Origin of the sequence: Micromonospora sp. NPDC050980 (assembly GCF_040653835.1) — a bacterium.
Taxonomy (GTDB): domain Bacteria; phylum Actinomycetota; class Actinomycetes; order Mycobacteriales; family Micromonosporaceae; genus Micromonospora.
Genome location: NZ_JBFAGS010000008.1, coordinates 79438 through 101058, shown reverse-complemented (window position 1 = coordinate 101058; position 21621 = coordinate 79438). Strand labels below are relative to the sequence as shown.

Annotated in this window: 17 protein-coding genes and 1 pseudogene; 12 read left to right on the top strand and 6 right to left on the bottom strand. The window is 75.4% G+C overall.

Annotation, left to right across the window (positions count from 1 at the left end; translation table 11 throughout):
• Entirely contained in the window at positions 1-429 is a 429-nt protein-coding gene (gene paaI, locus AB0H28_RS15065; RefSeq protein WP_358039294.1) for a hydroxyphenylacetyl-CoA thioesterase PaaI, read from the top strand.
• Positions 430-522: 93 nt separating this feature from the next.
• Here paaI and AB0H28_RS15060 read toward each other — a convergent pair whose 3' ends face one another.
• The gene (locus tag AB0H28_RS15060; RefSeq protein ID WP_358039291.1) at positions 523-2730 is read right to left on the bottom strand and encodes an adenylate/guanylate cyclase domain-containing protein; all 2208 of its coding nucleotides are present in this window, start codon (positions 2728-2730) and stop codon (positions 523-525) included.
• 189 nt (positions 2731-2919) lie between these two features.
• On the opposite strand from AB0H28_RS15060, the gene AB0H28_RS15055 reads away from it, so the two are divergent.
• The 3 genes and pseudogenes from AB0H28_RS15055 (at position 2920) to AB0H28_RS15045 (ending at position 8967) form a co-directional block, all read left to right on the top strand.
• A complete protein-coding gene (locus AB0H28_RS15055) occupies positions 2920-5862 on the top strand; it encodes an AAA family ATPase (protein WP_358039288.1) in 2943 nt (980 codons plus the stop codon).
• 112 nt (positions 5863-5974) lie between these two features.
• Positions 5975-6745: a DUF5995 family protein gene (locus tag AB0H28_RS15050; RefSeq protein ID WP_358039285.1), complete on the top strand. Its 771-nt coding sequence runs from the start codon at positions 5975-5977 to the stop codon at positions 6743-6745.
• Positions 6746-6868: 123 nt separating this feature from the next.
• Positions 6869-8967 (top strand): annotated as a pseudogene (locus tag AB0H28_RS15045) (amino acid transporter).
• Positions 8968-9208: 241 nt separating this feature from the next.
• Here AB0H28_RS15045 and AB0H28_RS15040 read toward each other — a convergent pair.
• The 5 genes from AB0H28_RS15040 to AB0H28_RS15020 all read right to left on the bottom strand — a co-directional run bounded on the left by AB0H28_RS15040 (position 9209) and on the right by AB0H28_RS15020 (position 13376).
• Positions 9209-9415 carry a hypothetical protein gene (locus tag AB0H28_RS15040; protein ID WP_281588914.1) on the bottom strand — a complete coding sequence of 69 codons (207 nt, stop codon included), beginning with the start codon at positions 9413-9415 and terminating at the stop codon, positions 9209-9211.
• 118 nt (positions 9416-9533) lie between these two features.
• Positions 9534-10733: a low temperature requirement protein A gene (locus AB0H28_RS15035; protein WP_358039282.1), complete on the bottom strand. Its 1200-nt coding sequence runs from the start codon at positions 10731-10733 to the stop codon at positions 9534-9536.
• A gap of 164 nt (positions 10734-10897) precedes the next feature.
• A complete protein-coding gene (locus AB0H28_RS15030) occupies positions 10898-11863 on the bottom strand; it encodes a helix-hairpin-helix domain-containing protein (RefSeq protein ID WP_358039279.1) in 966 nt (321 codons plus the stop codon).
• A 220-nt stretch (positions 11864-12083) separates the two neighbouring features.
• Positions 12084-12431, bottom strand: coding sequence for a TcmI family type II polyketide cyclase (locus AB0H28_RS15025; RefSeq protein ID WP_358039276.1), 348 nt, complete (start codon positions 12429-12431; stop codon positions 12084-12086).
• A 96-nt stretch (positions 12432-12527) separates the two neighbouring features.
• Complete coding sequence (locus AB0H28_RS15020) at positions 12528-13376, bottom strand: BTAD domain-containing putative transcriptional regulator (RefSeq protein WP_358039273.1); 849 nt, start codon at positions 13374-13376, stop codon at positions 12528-12530.
• A 417-nt stretch (positions 13377-13793) separates the two neighbouring features.
• Here AB0H28_RS15020 and AB0H28_RS15015 point away from each other — a divergent pair, with 417 nt between their 5' ends.
• Genes AB0H28_RS15015 through AB0H28_RS14980 form a run of 8 tightly spaced genes read left to right on the top strand, consistent with a single transcriptional unit; the run spans position 13794 to position 21469 of the window.
• On the top strand, positions 13794-14123 hold the full coding sequence (locus tag AB0H28_RS15015; protein WP_358039270.1) for a TcmI family type II polyketide cyclase: 330 nt from the start codon (positions 13794-13796) through the stop codon (positions 14121-14123).
• Complete coding sequence (locus AB0H28_RS15010) at positions 14120-15838, top strand: acetyl-CoA carboxylase carboxyltransferase subunit alpha (RefSeq protein WP_358039267.1); 1719 nt, start codon at positions 14120-14122, stop codon at positions 15836-15838. The genes AB0H28_RS15015 and AB0H28_RS15010 overlap by 4 nt, the downstream gene beginning before the upstream one ends.
• On the top strand, positions 15838-16314 hold the full coding sequence (gene accB, locus AB0H28_RS15005; RefSeq protein WP_358039264.1) for an acetyl-CoA carboxylase biotin carboxyl carrier protein: 477 nt from the start codon (positions 15838-15840) through the stop codon (positions 16312-16314). Before AB0H28_RS15010 ends, accB begins: the two co-directional genes overlap by 1 nt.
• On the top strand, positions 16314-17852 hold the full coding sequence (locus tag AB0H28_RS15000) for an acetyl-CoA carboxylase biotin carboxylase subunit (RefSeq protein WP_358039260.1): 1539 nt from the start codon (positions 16314-16316) through the stop codon (positions 17850-17852). The genes accB and AB0H28_RS15000 overlap by 1 nt, the downstream gene beginning before the upstream one ends.
• Positions 17849-18559, top strand: a complete 711-nt coding sequence (locus tag AB0H28_RS14995; RefSeq protein ID WP_358039257.1) for an SRPBCC family protein — start codon at positions 17849-17851, stop codon at positions 18557-18559. The genes AB0H28_RS15000 and AB0H28_RS14995 overlap by 4 nt, the downstream gene beginning before the upstream one ends.
• Positions 18556-18966: a cupin domain-containing protein gene (locus AB0H28_RS14990; protein ID WP_358039254.1), complete on the top strand. Its 411-nt coding sequence runs from the start codon at positions 18556-18558 to the stop codon at positions 18964-18966. Before AB0H28_RS14995 ends, AB0H28_RS14990 begins: the two co-directional genes overlap by 4 nt.
• Entirely contained in the window at positions 18963-20225 is a 1263-nt protein-coding gene (locus tag AB0H28_RS14985; protein ID WP_358039251.1) for a beta-ketoacyl-[acyl-carrier-protein] synthase family protein, read from the top strand. Before AB0H28_RS14990 ends, AB0H28_RS14985 begins: the two co-directional genes overlap by 4 nt.
• Positions 20222-21469: a beta-ketoacyl synthase N-terminal-like domain-containing protein gene (locus tag AB0H28_RS14980; RefSeq protein WP_358039248.1), complete on the top strand. Its 1248-nt coding sequence runs from the start codon at positions 20222-20224 to the stop codon at positions 21467-21469. Before AB0H28_RS14985 ends, AB0H28_RS14980 begins: the two co-directional genes overlap by 4 nt.
• Positions 21470-21621: the final 152 nt, after the last annotated feature.

Sequence of the window (21621 nt, the reverse complement as noted above, 5' to 3'; positions counted from 1 at the left end):
ATGACCGGCGACGACGGCCGCACCGCGGCGCACGACATGTTCGACGCCGACGTGGCCTCGAAGGGGCTCGGCATCGAGCTGGTCTCGGCCGGCGGCGGCGCGGCGGTGGCCCGGATGCGGGTCACCGCGGCGATGCTCAACGGGCACGCGATCGGCCACGGTGGCTTCGTGTTCCTGCTCGCCGACACCGCGTTCGCGTTGGCCTGCAACAGTCACGGGCCGGCCACCGTCGCCGCCGGCGGTGAGATCAGCTTCCTGCGGCCGGTACGTGAGGGCGACGTGCTCCAGGCGTACGCCACCGAGCGGGTCCGGCACGGGCGCAGCGGCATCTACGACGTCACCGTCCGGCGCGGCGACGAGGTGGTGGCCGAGTTCCGGGGGCGCAGCCGGGTCGTCGCCCGCCCTGCGCAAGGCGGGGCCCCCTATTAACGCATTCTGCATAGGAGGGGGCCCCGCTTGACACTCGACGCGGCCCGTGCGGGTCGGAGCGGCCCCGTGCCCGCTCCGACCCGCACGCGCCCGTCAGGCCGCGAGCCCGAGCGTGGTGCCCGGCGGCACCGTCGCGGCCCGGGGACCCCGGCTCGCCGGCTCACCCAGGTGGTGCGCCGGTCCGGCCGAGTGCGCCCGAGGCGGTCCCGTGGCGGCCGGTGACCAGTCGTCCGGTGCGGCCCTCGACGGTGGCCCGCCCCGGGACGCGCCGGCCGCCGCGTACGCGGAGCGGTCGGCGACCGCAGCGATCGGGGTGGACCCGGCGGGACGGGCGCCGGTCGGGCCCCTCCACCCGACCGGCGCGACCGTCCCGCCCCGAGCGGGCGGTTCGCCCACCCGTCGGCGCCCCACCCGGGGGACGCCGGTCCGGTACCCCGCCGCGGCCACCCGACGCGCGGCGGTGGTGTCGTCCGGCCAGCCGGCCGCGCGTCGAGCCGCGATCGCCACCGGCCCACCGGCGACCCGGTCGTCGACCTCCCCGGCGCCGTGCGGCTCCGCGCTGGCGAACGTCCCGACGCCGGCCAGCCGGCGGGAGAACTGCGCCCGCACGGCGCGGGGCAGCCGATGGGCGGCCACCCGAGCCACCACCGGCTCCACGATCGTCCAGCCGGCCGGCTCGCCGGCGCCGGCCCGGCGGAGCAGGCCGGTCGCGGCCAGGGCGTGCAGCGCCGGCTCGGCCTGGCCGGCGGGCCAGCCGAGCATCCGCTCGACGGTGGCGGCGACGATCGGGCCGCCCAGCGTGGCGGCGGCCATCAGCACCGCGCGTCGCCCGCCGTCCAGCGTGTCCAACCGGGCGTCCACCTGCCGGCGAACGGCGTCGGGCACCCCGGCCGGCTCGATGACCGGGTCGGCCGCGGCGTAGGCGGTGGCGACGCCCGGGTTGCCACCCACCAGCGGCAGCAGCCGTGCGGCCAGGGCGGCGGGCCGCTGGGCCCGGTCGAGCAGGTGCCGCAGCAGCCGACCGGTGTCGCGGGCGCCCAGCGGTGGCAACCACACCCGGTGTCGGGGGTCGGCCGGCTCCGGCCACGGGTCGGCCGGTCCGGCGCCGTGCGTGGTGACCACCGCCAGCGCCAGCCCCCGGTCGCCGGCCGCGGCGTGCACCTGGCGCAGGAACCGGTGCAACGCCGGCGCGGCGCGGTCCAGGTCGTCCACGGCCACCACCACCGGCCCGTCGGCGGCGCGGTCGAGCAGCAGCTCGCGGCAGGCCGGCACGGCCCGGGCACCCGCCGCGGCGTCGCGTGGCGCGGCGAGGAACGCGGCCAGCGCTGCGCCGGTGTCGGCCCGCCCGAGGGTGCGGCGCACCGGCGATCCGGGCCGGGCGGGCACGCCGGCCGGACGGTCGGTCCGCTCCGGCGTGAGCAGCGCGCGGATCAGGTCGGCCAGCGGCGCGAGGTCCCCGTCCGGGTACGGCGGGCAGCGCGTCACGCACCAGCGCACCGCGGTGCCGTCCACCCGCGTCACCGCCCGGGTCAGCTCGTGCAGCAGCCGGCTGCGACCGCTGCCGGGCGGCCCGGTCAGTGAGATCCACCGTGGACGGCGCTCGCGCAGCGCCCGGGCGACCGCGTCGGCCGCGCCGGCCAGCTCGCGACGGCGGCCCACCAGTGGACCGTCGTGCCGGGCCGGCCGGTGTCCGGCCACCCCGGTCACCCGCCACACGTCCAGCGGCGACGCCTTGCCGGGCAGCGTCGCGGCGGCGAGTGGACGCTGGTCCACCAGGCCGGCGACGGCGCGTCGGGTGGTCGGGCAGACCACCACGCCGCCGGGCGGCGCGTACTCCTGGAGCCGGGCCGCGGTGGTGATCACCGCACCGCTTGCCGCACCGTGCCCGCCGTCGCGGGCACCGGTCAGGTCGACCAGCACCTCGCCGGTCGCCACGCCGACCCGCACCCGCAACCGGGCGTCACCGGGTGACCGCCGGTCCAACGCCGCCTGGATCTCCAACCCGGCCCGCACCGCCCGGTACGCGTCGAAGCCGTCGCCGTCGGGCGCGCCGAACAGCGCCATCACCGCGTCGCCGACGTACTTCTCCACCACGCCCCGCCACCGGCGCAGCACTCCGGAGACGGTGCCGAAGTAGACCCGTTGCAGCGTCCGCACGTCCTCCGGGTCGAGCCGTTCCATCAGGGCGGTGGAGCCGACGATGTCGACGAAGAGCACGGTGACGGTGCGGCGTTCCTCCGGCACCGGCCAGCGCGCCGCGGTGACGGCTTCCCGACGCTGCACGGGCGTGGTGATCAACATCGCACCCACCCTTTCCCTGGTCCGGTGCCCGACGACCTCCGGACACTTTCACCACCGGGTCGTCGGGGGATCGGTAGGACGACGTATGTCGGGCACGCGCAACCGTTAGTCGTGTTGTCGACGCGAGGAGTACGAGTGGGGCCCCGAGGCCGTAGAACGGTGCGGGAACCTGTGACTAGGCTGCATTGCATGGCCAGCGACCTGGACACCGCACCGCTCGTCGGCCGCTCCGGGACCCTGGCGACGCTGCGGTCGGCGCTGCTCGACGACGTCGCTGCCGGGCAGACCGCGGCGGTGTTCCTCACCGGCGAGAGCGGGGTGGGCAAGACCCGGCTGCTCGGTGAGGTGGGGGAGCGGCTGCGGCAGGCCGGCGCCCTGGTCCTCACCGGCGCCTGCCTCGACATCGGTGACGCCTCGCCGCTGCACCCGGTGCGCCAGGCGTTGCGCCGGCTCGACGCCGACCTGGCCGAGGCGCGCACCACCTCGGCGGTCCGCGGGCTGTTGCAGGTCTTCGACGAGGAGACCCCCGGCCCGGACGGCGCGGGCGCCCTGCTGGAACGAGTCGCCCAGGGGCTGCACCTGGTCGCCGGCGGCCGGCCGCTCGTGCTCGTCCTCGACGACCTGCAGTGGGTCGACCGGAGCACCCGCCAGCTCCTGCTCTATCTGCTCGCCGGCCTCGGTGACCTCCAGTTGTCGGTGCTCGCCGCGATCCGCGCCGAGTCGCTGCGCGGCGCCCACCCGCTGCGCCGGGTGCTCACCGAGCTGCGCCGGCTGCGCTCGGTCCGGGTGGTCGACCTGCTTCCGCTGGACCGTGCCGGCACCGACGAGTTGGCCGCCGCGATCGTCGGCGCGCCACTGCCACCGGAGGCCGCCGACCAGATGTGGCAGCGCAGCGGCGGCAACCCGTTCGTGGTGGAGGAGTTGGCCCGCGACCGGCGCGACGGCCGCGACGGCCTCTCCGACACGCTGCGCGAGGTCTTCCTGGACCGGGTGGACGCCCTGCCGCAGCCCGCGCACGCCGTGGTGCAGGCGGTCGCCGCCGGCGTCGAGCCGGTCGAGCACTGGCTGCTGGCCCAGGTGGTCCGGCTGCCGGAGGACGAGCTTCTCGACGCGGTGCGCGAGGCGGTGGCGCACCGCCTGCTGGTCGGCGCCGACGACGGCTACCGGCTGCGGCACCGGCTGGTCGCCGAGATCCTCGCGCACGAGCTGCTGCCCGCCGAGCGGGCGGCGCTGCACCGCCGCTACGCCGAGGCGCTCACCGCGGCCCCGGCCGAGCTGCACCAGGCCCGGCTGGCCCACCACTGGCGGCAGGCCGGCGAGCCGGCCCGCGCGCTGCCGGCCGCGATGGCCGCCGCCCGGGAGGCGGAACGGCTGCACGGGTACGCCGAGGCGCACCGTCACTGGTCCGCCGCGCTGACCCTGGCGGCCACCCCGCCCCCGGTGTCGCCGGACGGCAGCCGGCCCCCCGAGCCGGTCGAGGTGGACCGGGCCGAGCTGCTCAGCCACGCCGCCGAGGCCGCGCACCACAGTGGGGAACACGCCCGGGCGCTGACCCTGCTGGAGGAGTTGTCGGCCGACCCGGCCGGGCCGCCGGCCTGCGCGTTGCGCATCCGGCGCGCCCGCTACCTGGCCGCCGCCGGCCGCTCCGCCCCGGCCGAGCAGGAATACCGGCTGGTGCTCGCCTCGGCCGACTGCACGCCGCACGAGCGGTGCACCGCCGCCGCCCGGCTGGCCGAGCTGCTGCTGCACCTGGGCCGCTACGCCGAGGCCGGCGACCAGGCCCGGGAGGCGCTCGACCTGGCCGCCGAGGTGCCCGGCTCCACCTCGGAGGTGGTGCTGGCCAGCGCCGCGCTGGGCTTCAGCGAGGCGTTCCTGGAGGATCCGACCGCCGGGCTGGCGGTGATGCGCCGGGCGCTGGAGACCGCCGAGCGCTCCGGCCGGCCGGAGGACGTGGCCTGCGCCTACCTGCACCTCGCCGAGCTGCTCACCGGCCCGCTCAACACCTGCGAGGAGGGGGTGGTGGTGGCCCGGCGGGGCGCCGAGCGCGTCGCCGAGCTGGGTCTCGGCCGCACCTGGGAGACCCGGCTGCTGGCGGTCGCGACGAACGGGCTGTTCCGGGTGGGGCAGTGGGCCGAGGCGGAGAAGGTCGTCGCCGCCGCGCTGCGGCACCGGCCGTCCGGTGCGGACGCGGTCGAGCTGCTGCTGGCCCGGTGCCGGCTCTCCGTCGGGTACGGCGACGTCGAGGCGTCCGACCGTGACCTGGAGGCGGTCGCGACGGTGCTGGCCGGCGGCGGAGCCCGGCACGTGCTGCCGATGCTCATCCTGCGCGCCGGGCTGCACATGTGGCAGGGCCGGCACGACCTGGCCCGGCAGGCCGTGCAGCGGGGCCTGACCGAGAGCCGCTCCGACGACGTGATCGTGCTGGCCACGCTGGCCTGGCACGGGTTGCGGGCCGAGGCCGAGGCGGCGGCCAGCCGCACGGTCGAGGTGGACCCGACAGCGGTGCGCCGGCTGCGGGAGGCGGTCGACCGGGTGACTCGTAAGAGCGGGCAGGCCGGCGCTCCGGTGCGGTACGTGGCCGACGGTTTCCTGGCGCTCTGCGACGCCGAGCTGAGCCGGCTCGAAGACGGCCGGGGCGACCCCGAGCTGTGGGCCCGCTCGGCCACCGAGTGGGACCGGCGCAACCATCCCTACCCGGCGGCATACTCCCGGTTGCGGCAGGCCGAGGCGCTGCTGGGCCGGCGCAGCCGGGTGGCCACCGCCGGCAAGCTGCTGCGCCGGGCGCACGCGATGGCGCAGTCGCTCGGCGCGGTGCCGCTCAGCGCGGAGATCCGTAGCCTGGCGGGTCGGGCCCGGGTCGCCCTGGACGACGCGCCGCCGGCCGCGCCGGCGCCCCGGCCACGGGCGGCGGCGACCGTGACGCCGGCGGTGGACGAGCTGGCGGTGCTGACCGCGCGGGAGCGCGAGGTGCTCGCCGCGGTCGCCGAGGGACTGACGAACAAGGAGATCGGCCAGCGGCTGTTCATCAGCGAACGGACCATCGGCGTGCACGTGTCGCACATCTTTGACAAGCTCCAGGTCCGCACGCGGGTGCAGGCCAGCGCGATCTTCCTGCGCAACCGGCCGGAATAGACGTACGTCGGCTATACGTCGTTCTACTGATCCGGCGTGCCCGCGGCGGCTGGCAGGCTGTGCGGCGGAATCGGGTGGCGTCGTGGGGGACGCCGACCATCGTGGAGGAGAGATGACCGAACCGGTCTGGGGTCCCGTGCACCAGGACATCGTCGGGCTGCTCGCCGACCACCCCGCCGACGTGCCGGCGGTCGTGGACCATCTGACGAAGTTGCAGGACCTGCTGGTCCGGCTCCCGCCGCTGGAGGCGAGCTGCCCGCTCGCCGACTTCAACAAGCTCTACCTGGTGATCACCAGCACGGTGCTCGACGGCCTCTACGAGGACCGGTTCGTCGACCCGGCGTTCCTGGCCCGGCTCGACGTGGACTTCGCCGCGCGCTACTTCGAGGCGCTGCGGTTCTGGACCGACTCCAGCCCGAGCACGCCGCGGGCCTGGTCGTGCCTGTTCAAGCGGATGCGTGGCCCGGACGCCCGGCCGCTGCCGTCGGCCGCCGCCGGCGTCAACGCGCACATCAACTACGACCTGCCGTTCGCGTTGGTGACCACGCTGGAGAGCCTGGAGTCGGAGCCGGTCGACGGCAGCGACCAGCACCGCGACTACCTGGAGATCAACAAGATCTTCGCCGAGCGGATCCCGGAGCTGCGCCGCGGCTACCTGGACCACTGGCAGCTCATGATCGACATGGTGAACGGCGACATCGACGACTGGTACCAGGGCGAGCTGGTGGAATACACCCGCAACGTGGCCTGGCGCAACGCGCAGAAGATCTGGCGCTGCCGCCACGACCCGGACGCCCGCGAGTGTGAGCGGATGCGGCTGGACGACAACGCCGCGCTGCTCGGCCGGCTGCTGCTGTCGCCCCTGGGAGCGTTCCTGCAGTAGCCGGGACGGGGGGTCCCCGTGTCCCGCCGTCCGGGCGCGGGACACGGGGGCGCCGTCCCCCTCGCCGCTGGTTCGATAGGCGTTCGGCCAGGTCACGCCCCGGTCAACGCCTACCGTCGGGGCATGGCGCAGGCACGGGACGGGGAGCAGCCCCGGCGTACGCGGGACCGCCGCCGCGAGGCGCACGCCGCCGCCGCGGCCCGGGCCGGCCGACACGCCGAGCCCGGCGACGGGGCCGGCCGCGCCCCGGGCGCGTTGCCGGAGCGGGTGGCCACGCCGACCCGGCCGGCGGCGCCCGCCGACCGGCTGCACCGCTGGCTGTTCCAGCACCGGGTCGAGCCGGTCGGCCCGGAGGTCCGGGAGCACCAGTCGCGGGCGCACCCGTGGTGGCAGGTGATGTGCCTGACCGGGGTCGACTACTTCTCCACCCTGTCCTACCTGCCGGGCATCGCCGCGGTCGCGGCCGGCGCGCTCAGCCCGCTGGCCACCCTGCTGATCGTGGCGCTGACCCTGTTCGGGATGCTGCCCATGTATCGGCGGGTGGCCCGGGAGAGCCCGCACGGGCAGGGCTCGGTGGCCATGCTGGAGCGGCTGCTGCCATTCTGGCGGGGCAAGGTCTTCGTGCTGGTGTTGCTCGGCTTCGTGGCCACCTCGTGGATCATCACGATCACGCTCTCCGCCGCCGACGCCAGCGTGCACCTGCTGGAGAACCCGATCCTGCCCGCCTCCTTCCCGCACGGCGCCACGGCGGCGGTGCTGGTGACCGTGACGCTGCTGCTGGTGCTCGGCGGCGTGTTCCTGCTCGGCTTCAGCGAGGCCGTGCAGGTGGCCATCCCGCTCGTAGCGGCCTTCCTCGGGCTGAACGCGGTGGTGGTGGCCGCCGGACTGGCCGGCATCGCCGCCGACCCGGGCGCGCTCGGTGACTGGACCGGCCGGCTGACCCGGGTCGGCGGCGCCGGCGACGTGCTCGCCACCAGCGTGCTCGCCTTCCCGCTGCTGGTGCTCGGCCTGTCCGGCTTCGAGACCGGGGTGAGCATGATGCCGCTGGTGCGGGGCGACGGCGAGGACCCGGAGCGGCGGCTCGCCGCCCGGATCCGCAGCACCCGGCGGCTGCTCGCCACCGCCGCCCTGATCATGTCGGTCTACCTGGTCGCCACCACGTTCGTCACCACCGTGCTGATCCCGCCCGAGGCGTTCGCTCCCGGCGGTCCGGCCAACGGCCGGGCGCTGGCATACCTGGCGCACGAGCGGCTGGGGGAGGCGTTCGGCACCGTCTACGACCTCAGCAGCGTGCTCATCCTCTGGTTCGCCGGCGCCTCGGCGATGGCCGGACTGATCAACATCGTGCCGCGCTACCTGCCGTCCTACGGGATGGCGCCGGAGTGGGGACGGGCGGTGCGACCGGTGGTGCTGGTCTACACCGCGATCAGCATCGCCATCACCGTCGCGTTCTCCGCCGACGTCAACGCCCAGGCCGGCGCGTACGCCACCGGCATCCTCGCCATGATGGTCTCCGGCGCGATAGCGGTGACCATCTCGGCGCTGCGCGCCCGGCACCGGGCCGCCGCCACCGGGTTCGCGCTGCTCACCGCCGTCCTGCTGTACGCGCTCGCGGAGAACGTGGTGGAGAAGCCCGACGGCATCACCATCTCCGGCTTCTTCATCGCCGGGATCATCGCGGTCTCGTTGATCTCCCGGGTCACCCGGACCACGGAGCTGCGCGCCGAGCGGATCGAGTTCGACGCGCCGGCCCGCCGGTTCGTCGACGAGTCCGCCGCCCGGGATGGGCGGCTGCACCTGATCGCGAACAAGCGGCGCAGCGGAGATCGGTGAAGGAGTACCGGGTCAAGGAGCGGGCGCAACGGTCGATGAACCCGGTGCCCGGCGCCGCCGACGTGATCTTCCTGGAGATCGACGTCAGCGACCCGTCCCAGTTCAGCCAGGTGCTGCGGGTGTGCGGGGTGGAGGTCGGTGGGTACCGGATCCTGCGCGCCCGCAGCCCGGCCGCGCCGAACGCGATCGCGGCGATCCTGCTCGCCCTGCGGGACGCGACCGGGGTCCGGCCGCACTGCCACTTCGAGTGGTCGGAGGGCAACCCGATCGCGCACCTGCTGCGCTACCTGATCCTGGGGCGCGGTGACACCCCGCCGGTGGTCCGCGAGATCATCCGCAAGTCCGAGCCCGACCCGACCCGCCGCCCCGGCATCCACGTCGGCGGCTGAGGTGTAAGGAGGGGCCCCTTGTTAACGCCTCGTGTAGAGAAGGGACCCCCTCTCACACCTGCATCTGGAAGCCCAGCCTCCTAGGACGGCCGGCGGTGGTGACGGCGGAGACGGCAGGGACGGCAGGGACGGCGGGACCAGGGGGACGGCGGGGACGGAGGTGACGGCGCTCGCTCGGGCACGGAACGGCCCGCGCTCGCTGGGCGGGCGCGGGCCGGGGGGAAGTGCGGGGTGCGGCGACCTACTTGGAAGGCTCGGGCAGCTTGCAGTCGATCTTCGGGTTGGCGCCGATGTAGTTCAGCGGGCCGGCCACGATCGTGACCAGGATTGTGCCCGCCTCCGCGCAGTTGGTCTCGTCGTTGCCGTAGTAGCCGCGCTGACCGGCGGCGATGGCGCCGATGATGAGCCAGATGACGACCAGGACGCCGAGTATCGAGGTGCCGCGCATCAGTTGCCTCCGCTGGGGTTGTGGTGGATTCGAGGTGGAGGGCATGTACCCCGCACGGGTGATCCGTCAAACGGCGCACCGCCGTGGACACGGCCGATTCCGATTACCGGCGGCCGGCTCAGTGCGGTGGCACTGGCTCCTCGGGCGGGCGGCCCCGACTGCGCAGGTGGTCGGCGCCGGCCACCCCCGCCAGCACCAGCATGGCGCCGACGGCGGCGTACACCGGCGCGAGGAACAGCAGCGCGGGCGCGATGGTGAGCAGCGCCAGGATGCCACCGGGGCGGGACCGCGAGACCCGGCTGAACACCTCGTACTCGAAGGCGGCCCGACCGGCCAGGAACAGTGCCGGCCCGCCGAGGATGACCGCCAGCCAGGCCGGCGGGGTGCGTCCGGTCGGCTCCAGCAGCACCAGGTCGAAGCCGGCCGCGGCGGTCACGACCCCGGCCACCATGAGCAGGTGGGTGTACGGGGCGGTGATCAGGAAGCTCGGCTGGCTCGACCGGGCGATGGCGTGCGGTAGCAGCTCACCGGACTTGTGCACGTAGATACGCCAGAGCAGCAGCGTGGTGGTGAACGCGGTGGTGAACGCGGCGATGTTCTCCACCTCGGAGTGGTGCAGGCTGAACACGGTGCCGGAGACCAGCACCGCGTCGCCCAGCGCGATGATGAAGAACTGCTGGTAGCGCTCGGAGAGATGCTCGGCGGTCACGTTGCGCTGGGCCTCCGGCACCGAGCCCAGGCCGGGCACCGGGTACGCGAGGCGGAACCCCAGGTAGTCGATGGCCAGCGCGCCGGCCCAGAACCAGATGCGGGCGTGCCCGTGTGCGGCGACCGCGCCGATCAGCCAGGGCACCGCGGACACCGCGAACCAGACGAGGATCCGGATGGCCCGGCGGCGGGTCTCGGGATGGCGCCGGACCGCCGGCATGAGGAACACGCCGCGTCCGAGATGGATCGCCACGTACGTGCCGGCGAAGACCAGCCCGCGGGCGCCGAACGCCTCCGGGATGGCGGTGGTCATCAGCAGCGCGCCGAACATCACGGCCACCACCAGCAGTTTGATCTCGGCGCGTCCCGGATCGTAGAGGTCGGTGACCAGCGTGGTGATCGCCCAGGTCCACCAGATGGCCATCAGGATGACCAGCGACTCGGCGGCCCGCTCCCAGCCGACCCCGCGGATCAGGTAGCGCGAGACCAGGGCCAGCGCCACCACGTAGACCAGGTCGAAGAAGAGCTCCAGCAGCGTCACCCGGCGTGGAGCCTCGGGATCGCGCACCGGGGGCCGCGGGTCGGCGGGCTCCGGCGGTGCGGTGGGCACGAGCTGCTCCTGCGGTGGCGGGATCGTGCGGTAGGCGGTCTTGCCCCCTCCCCGACGGTAGCGACGACGGTGTGCGCCCGTCGGCTTTCCGGCATTCCGGTCGCACCGAACAGGTCGGGCCGGTGACGATCGTCGGTCGTCACCGGCCCGGGGTCCGGTACCGGCTACTCGGCGCCCGCCGGGAGCGCCTGCCCGGTCTCGCCGCGGGTGCCGGCCAGCACCTTCGCCTGCTGGGGCCAGGTGGCCAGGCCGGGCGCGGCACGCAGGCCGGCGGTCTTCACGGTCTCGCGCAGCGTGGCCTCGTCCAGCTCGGCGAGCTGGCGGTAGGTGCGGATGCCGGCGTCCTGGAGCGCGGCGGCCAGCTTCGGCCCGATGCCCTGGATGCGGCGGAAGTCGTCCGGCGCGTCAGTCTCCGCCCGCGCCGGCTCGTCGTTCTCCGCCGAGGCCCGGGGCGCCGGGACGGTCGGCGTGACCGCCGGCGCGGTGGCGGCGGCCGGGCCGGCCGGCTCCCGCGTCGCGTCGGCGGGCTCCGCGACGGCGCCTGCCGGCGCCGGCATCGGGTCGGCGGGCTCCGCGACGGCGCCGGCCGGCGCCGGCGTCGCGTCGGCCGGGGTGGGAGCGGCGACGGCGGGCACGGGCTCCGGCTCGGTCGCCGGTGCGGTCGGCGTCGCCTCGGCGACCTGCGCCACGCCGCTGCCGGCCGGCTCCGCGGCCACGTCGGCCGGGGTCGGCTCCGCGGCGTCGACCGGCTCGCCCGGGTGCGACGCGCCCGCGTCGACGGACTCCGCGGCGATGGTGGCCGGCCCGGATCCCGCGGTGACGGCGGCCGGCTCGGCGGCGGTGGACGCGGCGGTGACGGCGGGCTCGGACTCGGCGGGGGAAGTGGTGTCCACCCCGGTCGTGGTCGGCTGATCGGTCACGGCTGCCGGTGCCGGCGTCTCGTCGACCACCGCGGCCGGCCGCGGTTCGTCGACGGTGCCGGTCATCTCGGCAGCCGGGGCGGTGGCACCCTCCACCGTGGGCGCCGACGCGTCCGCGCCGGCCCGGCGACCGGACACCACCCAGCCGACGCCCACTCCGATGAGCAGGGCCAGGATCACGAACAGCCACTGCCCGAAGCTCGACGGCATGGCCTACCTCCTTCTATGTGCGTGCACGACGGTCACGAGAAAGCTCGGGGCAGCTTCGCACACGTGCGCGCGAGGCGACAGGCAGGTCGGCGTCGGGGCGTCGGCGGTGCCACCGGCCGCGCCGGCCGGTGGCCGGAGGATGACCGTGGGTGGGGAGGACGCTCCGGGACCCGGTGCCGTACGTGGTCCCGGAGCGCCCCCGTCGGTGGCCCGTCCCGGCTCAGTGGATCCGGTCGGGGGCCGGGCTGTCGGCGGCGTCCCAGCTGTAGAAGCAGCCGGCGACCGCGTCGCGGGGCGAGTGCCAGGTCGGCAGGTACGGCGAGGTGTGCGCGGACAGCCGTTCGTTGACGTGTTCGTAGAGCGGGTTCTCGCGCAGCTCGGCCGCCAGGTCCGGGGCCACGTCGACGGTCTCCATCAGATGGACGCACAGGTCGTGCAGGTAGTACAGCGACCGGTGCCGCACGCCGGTGAGCCGGGGCAGTTCGGTCGCGTCGGACTCGGCGAAGATCTGGGCCACCCGGCCCTGCGAGCCGGGCACGATCCGGCTGACCACCAACAGTCGACTCATCGCAGGTCCCTTCCGCCGCGCTGCCGCCGCTCGCCCCGACCCGGGTGGCGGCGGTCGTCGTGTCTCCACGGTGGCGGCGCGGGTGTCACCTCGCCGTCACGGCGTACCCCTGGGCATTGATGGCGGTGGTGACGTCGCGCCGCGCGGGTGCGGCGCCGGACCGCGCGCGACGGTGCGCCGCCCCCCGGATGGCGGCGGCTCCGCGCGACTGGCGCGGCGGATCGGGGCGAGCGTGTCGTCGAGCAGGGCGGTCATGGCCGGGGACGGTTCCAGGCGCAGCTCGCGCAGGAGCAGCTCCCGGTAGACGTAGAACGAGTGCACCGCCTCGAACGCGTTGCCTTCGGCCAGGTGGATGCGGACGACCAGGCGGTGCGGGGTTTCGCGCAGCGGCTCGGCCGCCATCGCCTCCAGCGCCGCTTCCAGCGCCTCGCCGTGGCGACCCGCGACCAGGTGGTTGCCGGCCAGTTCCTCCAGCATGTGCAGGCGGAGCTGGCGCAGCCGTTCGCGTTCCAGCAACACCCAGTCGTCGTACCAGCCGGGGAGCAGGTCGTGCCGGCCGGCGCCGGTGACGCCGCGGGGGACCGCGCCCTCGCGTACCCGGGCGGCGGCCTCGACCAGCTCGTCGGTGTCGAGGCGGACGGTGGGGCCGAGGCGGACGGTGTCGCCGTCGGTGCGCAGCGGGCAGCACGGGTCCTGGCGCAGCCGCCAGAGCGCGGTGCGCAGCGAGGACAGCGCCCGTTCCTCGGGGTTCTCGGGCCAGAGCAGCCCGGCGAGGTGACTGCGGGTGGCGCCCGGGCGCAGGCCGATCAGCGCGATGACACGTTGCAGCCCGCGGGGCACCACCACCGGCACGCCGTCGTGCAGGAGCTGGAAGCCGCCGAGCAGGTGCAGCGCCACCCGGGGGGCGTGGTTTCCCGCCGTCGGCATCCTCGATCCACCGGACACGGCGCACCCCCCACCGCCGGGAATCGGCGTCCCGACTGTCCTGTCTGCCCGGATCCTCTCGCCCGTGACGCCGGCGTCGGATCGCCTGCGCCGTGGCCGCCGGACGCGCGCCGTGACCGGGTCGATCACCACGGAGGATATCAACCTCTGTTACTCTCAGTCAACGCCTCGCGTCCTGGTTGACCCTCCGTAACGGATTCGTAAGTCGCCCGTGATCTGCGAAAAAGTGTCGTCAACGGGAAAGCGGAAGATGACCTTCGCATAGCTCACGCACAGGTTGCGTCAACGCAGCGTCACCATTCCGGCGGGCCGGTGGTGGCCGGTTGACGCCCGGGTGACGGCACCGGCGGCACGGTGGGTCATCCGTGCGGCGCGACCGGTCCGCCGCGCACCGGGACGTAGCAGGGGAGGCCGCGGATGGACCGCTCGCTCATCGTCGCCAAGGTGGTGCCCACCGCCGAGGACCGGGTCGCCGAGATCTTCGCCGAGTCCGACGCGACCGAGCTGCCCGGCCTGGTCGGCGTGCGGCACCGGTCGCTCTACCGGCTGCACGACCTCTACGTGCACCTGCTGGAGACGGAGACACCGGCGCAGGGCGCCGTCGAGGACGCCCGCGGCCATCCCGAGTTCGTGCGGATCAGCGAGCGGCTGCGACCCTACGTCTCACCGTACCTGCCCACCTGGCGCTCGCCGCGCGACGCGATGGCCCACTGCTTCTACCGGTACGACGCCGGGCGGCGGCCGTGACCACCACCGCGCCCCGCGACGAGCAGCTCTGGTCGCGGTGCGACGGCTGCGCCTCGCTGCTCTACCGCAAGCGGCTGCGCCGCAACCTGGACGTCTGCCCGGAGTGCGGCTCGCACGCCCGGCTGGACGCGCCGGAGCGGGTGGCGCAACTGGTCGACCCGGACTCGTTCACCGCACTGCCGGACCGGGCCGTCCGGGTCGACCCGATCGACTTCGTCGACGCGCTGCCCTATCCGCACCGGCTCGGCGCGGCCCGCGCCGGCACCGGCCTGGACGAGGCGGTGCTCTGCGGCACCGCCCGGCTGGGCGGGCACCCGGTCGCGCTCGCGGTGATGGACTTCCGCTTCCTCGGCGGCAGCCTCGGCTGCGCGGTCGGCGAGCTGATCACCCGTACCGCCGAGCGGGCGCTCGCCGACGGCACCCCGCTGGTGCTGGTCACCGCCTCGGGCGGGGCGCGGATGCAGGAGGGCGCGCTGTCGTTGATGCAGATGGCCACCGTCAGCCAGGCCCTCGCCGGGCTGCGCGAGGCGGGTCTGCTCACGGTCAGCGTGGTCACCGACCCCACGTACGGCGGGGTGGCCGCGTCGTTCGCGACGAACACCGACGTGGTGCTCGCCGAGAGCGGCGCCCGGCTGGGCTTCGCCGGCCCCCGGGTGATCCGGCAGGTCACCGGCGCGGCGCTGCCGGACGGTTTCCAGACCGCGGAGTACCTGCTGCGGCACGGGCAGGTCGACCTGGTGGTGCCCCGGCACGCGCTGCGGGGCCGGCTGGCGGCGCTGCTCGCCGCCGCCGAGGCCGGCCGCCGGCCGCCGGCCACCCGGCCGGCGCCGCGTCCGGTCGCCCCGCCGCCCGCCGCCGCGCGCCCGGCCCGCGACCCGTGGGAGACGGTACGCACCGCGCGGCACCCCGGCCGGCCGACCACCCTGGACTACCTGGAGACGGCGTTCGACGGCTTCGTCGAGCTGCACGGCGACCGGCTCGGCGCGGACTGCCCGGCGGTCGTCGGCGGCGTGGCCCGCCTCGCCGGCCGGCCGGTGATGGTGATCGGCCACCAGAAGGGGCACACCACCGCCGAACTGGTGGCCCGCAACTTCGGCATGGCGTCACCGGCCGGGCACCGCAAGGCGCTGCGGCTGATGCGGCTCGCCGCCCGGCTCCGGCTTCCGGTGGTGACGCTTGTGGACACGCCGGGTGCCGACCCGGGGGTGGCCGCCGAGCGGCAGGGTCAGGCCGCGGCGATAGCGGAGAGCATCCTGGCGATGAGCGTCCTGCCGACCCCGGTGGTCGCGGTGGTCACCGGCGAGGGTGGCAGCGGCGGTGCGCTGGCCCTCGCCGTCGCCGACCGGGTGCTCATGCTGGAGCACGCGGTCTACTCGGTGATCAGCCCGGAGGGCTGCGCCGCGATCCTCTGGTCGGACAGCTCCGCCGCGCCGCAGGCCGCCCGGGCGCTGCGACTGACCGGCGCCGACCTGTGCCGGCTCGGCGTGGTCGACGAGCTGGTGCCGGAGCCGCACCCGGGCGCGCACGGCGACCCGGCGGGCGCGGCCGAGCTGCTGGGGCGGGCGGTCGCGGTGAACCTGGCCCCGCTGCTCACGGTGCCACCGGCCACGCTGGTGCGCCGTCGCCGCCAGCGCTTCCGCCGTTTCGGCGCGGCCCGTTCCGCCGCCGCGCCGGGCGCTGCCGCGCCGGCCGGTGGACGTCCGGAGGTGGCGTGATGGCCGACGACGGGGCCGAACAGGTGCTGGACGGGCTGCGCCGGCAGGCCCACCGGTTGGTCGCCGACCTGGCCGGCCCGGTACGCCGGGTCCGGCTGCGCAGCGGCGACGCGGCGCTGGAGGTCGAGTGGCACGACCCGGTGCCTGCGCCGCGGGCCGGGCTCCCGCCGGCCGGCCAGGCGACGGTCCGGGTCGACGTGGCAGCGGCGCCCGGGTCCGACCGGCCGACCGTGCGCTCGCCGGTGGTGGGCACGTTCTACCGGGCCCCGGAGCCGGGCGCCGCGCCGTTCGTCGCGGTCGGCGACGTGGTCCGCCCGGGTCAGGTGATCGGCATCGTCGAGGCGATGAAGCTGATGAACGAGGTGACCGCCGGCCAGGCCGGCCGGGTGGTCGAGGTGCTGGTCGCGGACGGCAAGCCGGTCGAGTACGACCAGCCGCTGCTGGCCCTGGACCCGGTCACCGGGGCGGACGCCTGATGTTCGACAAGGTGCTGATCGCCAACCGCGGTGAGATCGCGCTGCGGGTGCTGCGCGCCTGTCGGGAACTCGGCGTGCGCACCGTGGTGGTGCACTCCAGCGCCGACGCCGACTCGCTGCCGGTGCGCCTGGCCGACGAGGCGGTCCGGATCGGCCCGGCGGCCAGCCGCCGCAGCTACCTCAACGCCGCGGCGATCGTCGAGGCGGCCCGGCAGACCGGGGCCCAGGCGGTCCACCCCGGCTACGGCTTCCTCTCCGAGGACGCCGACTTCGCCGAGATCTGCGCGGAGAACGGGCTGGTCTTCATCGGCCCGCCGCCGCAGGTGATGGCCGCGCTCGCGGACAAGTCCACCGCCCGCGCGCTGATGAGCCGGGCCGGTCTGCCCCTGCCACCGGGCAGCGTGCGGACGTCGCCGACCGTGGCCAAGGCGCAGGAGGTGGCCGCCGAGGTCGGCTACCCGGTGATCGTCAAGGCCGCGGCGGGCGGGGGCGGGCGCGGGATGACTGTGGTGCGCTGCGCCGCCGAGCTGCCCCGCGCGTATGCCCGCACCCGCGCCGCCGCGCAGGTCGCCTTCGGCGACGACCGGGTGTACGTCGAGCGTTACCTCGCCGACGCCCGGCACGTCGAGGTGCAGGTGCTCTGCGACGGCCAGGGCAACGGCGTGCACCTGGGCACCCGGGACTGTTCGGTGCAGCGCCGGCACCAGAAGCTCATCGAGGAGGCGCCCGCGCCGGCGCTGCGACCGGCCACCCTGGACACGCTCGCCGAGGTGGCGCTGCGCGGCGCGCTGTCGGTCGGCTTCGCCGGCGCCGGCACCGTCGAGTTCCTGGTCGACGACGCGGAACGCGCACACTTCCTGGAGATCAACTGCCGGATCCAGGTGGAGCACCCGGTCACCGAGATGGTCACCGGCGTCGACCTGGTCCAGGAGCAGTTGCACGTGGCCGCCGGCGTCCCGCTGCGCCTGCGGCAGTCCGACGTGCGGCTGCACGGGGTGGCGATCGAGTGCCGGGTCAACGTGGAGGACCCGGACCGCGACTTCGCGCCCGCGCCCGGCCGGCTGGAGCGGTTCCGCCCGCCGGGCGGCCCGTTCACCCGGGTCGACACGCACGGGCACGTGGGCTACCTGGTCAGCCCGCACTACGACTCGCTGCTGGCCAAGGTGGCGGTGTGGGCGCCGGACCGCGACGCCGCGCTGGGCCGGCTCGACCGGGCGCTGGCCGAGTTCGAGGTGGCCGGCCCCGGCGTGCGCACCACCATCCCGTTCGCCCGGCGGGTGCTGCGCGACAGCGCGTTCCGGGCCGCCCGGCACACCACCGCGCTGGTCGAGCGCCTGCTCGCCCCGGGTTCCGACGCCGAACCGAACGACGGGGCCGCGCCGCTCGACGCGGACCACGAGGCCGGGCGGCTCGACGCCGACCCGCATCCCGAACCCGTGCACCCGGTGCCCGATCCCCGCGCCGAGGCCGCCCCGGCCGGCCGTACCCCCGCTCCCGCCGCGCCCGCCGCCGGCCCGACCACCTGGAGGAACCGATGACCCTCGCCCCCGACCGCCCGTTGACCAGCGAGATCACCGAGATCCTGGTGACCCGCTGCGGGCTGGACCCGGACGCCGCCGCCGGCGCGCCGGCGGCCAGCCTGGAGGAACTGGGCATGGATTCGCTGGCGCTGCTCGAACTCGCCGCGGTCGTGGCCGACCGGTGGCGGGTGAAGATCCCCGAGCAGGCCGGCGCGCTCAGCATCGCCGGCGTCGCCGACCTGGTCGCCCGCCGCGCGGACCCGCCCGGGCACACCGAGAACGCGGTGGACATCGCCGCGCCGCTGTCGCTGGTCTGGGAGATCACCAACGACGTCGCCCGGTGGACCCAGCTGTTCACCGAGTACGCGGTGGCCGAGGTCCTGCACCGCGACGGCGACACGGTCCGCTTCCGGCTCACCATGCACCCGGACGACGACGGTGTGGCGTGGAGCTGGGTCAGCGAACGCACCGCCGACCCGGCCACCCGGCAGGTGCACGCCCGGCGGGTGGAGACCGGGCCGTTCGAGTACATGCGCATCCACTGGCGGTACGAGGAGTTCCCTGGCGGCACCCGGATGACGTGGACCCAGGACTTCGCCATGAAACCGGGCGCACCGCTGGACAACGCCGGGATGACCGACCGGATCAACACCAACAGCAAGGTCCAGCTCGCCGTGATCAAGGAGAAGATCGAGCGGGCGTACGCGGCGGGAGGCACCCGATGACCGACACCACCACGGCCCGGATCTGCGCCCGCGACGTCCCCGCCGACCGGCGGCGCGGCGGGGAGCTGCGGGTCCTGCTCGGACCGAAGACCGTCGGCAGCACGTCCGGCTTCATGGGCGTCGCCACGCTCGCGCCGGGGGAGTGGATCGCCGAGCACTACCACCCCTACAGCGAGGAGTTCCTCTACGTCGCGCGGGGTGCGATCACCGTCGACCTGGACGACGTCCCGGTGCCGCTGGCCGCCGGCGAGGCGCTCTACGTGCCGAAGGACGTGCGGCACCGGCTGCGCAACACCGGCGACGAACCCGCCGAGGTGGTCTTCCACCTGGGCCCGCTCGCGCCCCGGCCGGAACTCGGCCACGTCGACACCGAGAGCGCCGCCCCACCGCCACGGGAGCCGTCGTGACCGGCCGGCGCACCGTGGTCACCGGCGTCGGGGTGGTGGCGCCCGGCGGCGCGACCCGGGACCGGTTCTGGAAGACGATCACCGAGGGGCGCACCGCCACCCGGCGGATCAGCTTCTTCGACCCGTCGCCGTTCCGCTCGCAGATCGCCGCCGAGTGCGACTTCGACCCCGACGCCGCCGGGATCACCCTCGCCGAGCGGCAGCGCGCCGACCGGTACGTGCAGTTCGCGCTCGCCTGCTCCGCCGAGGCGCTCGCCGACAGCGGGCTGACCCTCGGCGACGCCGAGCGGGAACGGGCCGGCGTGGTGCTCGGCACCGCCGTCGGCGGCACCATGGCGCTGGAACAGGAGTACGTCCGGGTCAGCGACTCCGGCCGGCGTTGGCTGGTCGACCACACCCTCGGCGGGCCGTACCTCTACCAGGCGCTGGTGCCGAGCAGCCTGGCCGCGGACGTGGCCTGCCGGCACGGCCTGCACGGCCCGGCCCAGGTGATCTCCACCGGCTGCACCTCCGGCATCGACGCGATCGGCTACGCCCACCAGCTCGTCGCCGACGGCGAGGCCGACGTGGTGCTGGCCGGGGCCGCCGACTCGCCGATCTCCCCGGTCACCGTCGCCTCGTTCGACGCGATCGGGGCGACCAGCCCGGACAACGACGACCCGGAGCACGCCTCCCGGCCGTTCGACGCCGACCGGCACGGCTTCGTGCTCGCCGAGGGCGCGGCGGTGCTGGTGCTGGAGGAGGCCGGGCACGCCCGCCGCCGGGGCGCGCACGTCTACTGCGAGGTGGCCGGCTACGCCAGCCGCAGCAACGGCTTCCACATGACCGGGCTGCGCCCGGACGGCGCGGAGATGGCGGTGGCGATCACCGACGCGCTGCGCCAGGCCCGCCTCGCCGCGTCGGCCGTGTCGTACGTCAGCGCACACGGCTCCGGCACCCGGCAGAACGACAGGCACGAGACCGCGGCGTTCAAGCGGGCACTGGGGCCGGCCGCGTACCGGGTGCCGATCAGCTCGATCAAGTCGATGGTCGGGCACTCGCTGGGCGCCATCGGCTCGATCGAGATGGCCGCCTGCGCGCTGGCCATCGAGTACGGCGTCGTCCCGCCCACCGCCAACTGGGCCACCCGGGACCCGGAGTGCGACCTGGACTACGTGCCGAACGAGGCCCGGGAGGTGCCGGTGGACGTGGCGCTGTCGGTCGGCAGCGGGTTCGGCGGGTTCCAGTCCGCGATGGTGTTCCGCCGGCTGGCACCGTGACGGCCCGGGCGGTGGTGACCGGCATCGGCGTGGTCGCGCCCAGCGGCGTCGGCGCGGACGCGCACTGGGACACCGTGCTGGCCGGGACCCGGCGCACCGGACCGATCACGCTGTTCGACCCGGCGTCCTACCCGACCCGGGTGGCCGGCGAGGTGGCCGACTTCGACCCGGCCGGGTTCGTCGACGCCCGGCAGCGGGTGCAGACCGACAGGTGGAGTCATCTCGGGTTCGCCGCGACCCGGTTGGCGCTCACCGACGCCGGGCTGGCCGAGGTCTCGCCCGACCCGTACGGCTGGGCGGTGACGTTGGCCAGTTCGTCCGGCGGCAACCTGTTCGGGCAGCGGGAACTGCAACGGCTCTGGGGTGGGCCGTCGCGCACCGTCGGGGCGTACCAGTCGATCGCCTGGTTCTACGCGGCGAGCGTCGGCCAGTTGTCCATCCGCCACCAGTTCAAGGGCCCGTCGGGGGTGACCGTGTCCGAGTCGGCCGGCGGGCTGGACAGCCTGGCGCACGCGGTGCGCACGGTGCGCCGGGGCACCCCGGTGGTGGTCGCCGGGGCCACCGAGTGCCCGCTGAGCCCGTACGCGCTGGCCTGCCAGCTCCGCTCCGGGCTGCTCAGCGACGTCGCCGACCCGGCGCGGGCGTACCGGCCGTTCGACGTCTCGGCCAGCGGTTACGTGCCGGCCGAGGGGGGCGCGGTCTTCGTGGTGGAGGAGCTGGGACACGCCCTGGGCCGGGGGGCCCGGATCTACGGCGAGATCACCGGCTGGGCGGCCACCCACGACGCCGCGCCCACCGACGCGCCAGACGGGCCCGACCCGACCCACTACGCCCGCGCGTTGCGGCTGGCCCTGGACCGGGCCGCGGTGCGTCCGCACGATGTGGACGTGATCTGGCCGGACGCGCTCGGGGCGCCGGCGTACGACCGGGCGGAGGCGAGCGCGCTGCGCGCCGTGTTCGGTGACCGGACCCCGCCGGTGACCACGCAGAAGCCGTTGACCGGCCGGGCCCACCAGGGGTCCTCGGCGCTGGACGCGGCCACCGCCCTGCTCGCGTTCTCCCGTGACGTGCTGCCGGTCTCCGCCGCCCCGGACGAGCCCGCGCCCGGGTGCGAGCTGACGTTCCTGCGCGAACCCCGCCGGCCGCGCAGCCGGATCGCGCTGGTGGGCGCGCGCGGCTTCGACGGGTTCAACAGCGCGCTGGTGCTGCGTGGCGCCGCGCCCCCGCCGACCGGGGACAGCTGACGGCCCGCCGGGGCGGCGTGCGTCTGATCAGGACACGCGCGCCCGGCCGGCGGGCCACCTAGCCGGCGTGGCCCCGATCCTGCCTGTCCGATCGAGCCTGGGCAATCCACCCAGCCGCTGTTTTGGATCTAGCCATTTGCACCTGGCGATGC

Bases quoted from the DNA above. Each gene is read 5' to 3' on its own strand.
- accB (WP_358039264.1), top strand. From the start codon at position 15,838: ATGGCCGACGACGGGGCCGAACAGGTGCTGGACGGGCTGCGCCGGCAG.
- AB0H28_RS15030 (WP_358039279.1), bottom strand. From the start codon at position 11,863: ATGCCGTCGAGCTTCGGGCAGTGGCTGTTCGTGATCCTGGCCCTGCTC.
- AB0H28_RS14995 (WP_358039257.1), top strand. From the start codon at position 17,849: ATGACCCTCGCCCCCGACCGCCCGTTGACCAGCGAGATCACCGAGATC.
- AB0H28_RS15025 (WP_358039276.1), bottom strand. From the start codon at position 12,431: ATGAGTCGACTGTTGGTGGTCAGCCGGATCGTGCCCGGCTCGCAGGGC.
- AB0H28_RS14990 (WP_358039254.1), top strand. From the start codon at position 18,556: ATGACCGACACCACCACGGCCCGGATCTGCGCCCGCGACGTCCCCGCC.
- AB0H28_RS15015 (WP_358039270.1), top strand. From the start codon at position 13,794: ATGGACCGCTCGCTCATCGTCGCCAAGGTGGTGCCCACCGCCGAGGAC.
- paaI (WP_358039294.1), top strand. From the start codon at position 1: ATGACCGGCGACGACGGCCGCACCGCGGCGCACGACATGTTCGACGCC.
- AB0H28_RS15050 (WP_358039285.1), top strand. From the start codon at position 5,975: ATGACCGAACCGGTCTGGGGTCCCGTGCACCAGGACATCGTCGGGCTG.
- AB0H28_RS15055 (WP_358039288.1), top strand. From the start codon at position 2,920: ATGGCCAGCGACCTGGACACCGCACCGCTCGTCGGCCGCTCCGGGACC.
- AB0H28_RS15060 (WP_358039291.1), bottom strand. From the start codon at position 2,730: ATGTTGATCACCACGCCCGTGCAGCGTCGGGAAGCCGTCACCGCGGCG.
- AB0H28_RS15040 (WP_281588914.1), bottom strand. From the start codon at position 9,415: ATGCGCGGCACCTCGATACTCGGCGTCCTGGTCGTCATCTGGCTCATC.
- AB0H28_RS15000 (WP_358039260.1), top strand. From the start codon at position 16,314: ATGTTCGACAAGGTGCTGATCGCCAACCGCGGTGAGATCGCGCTGCGG.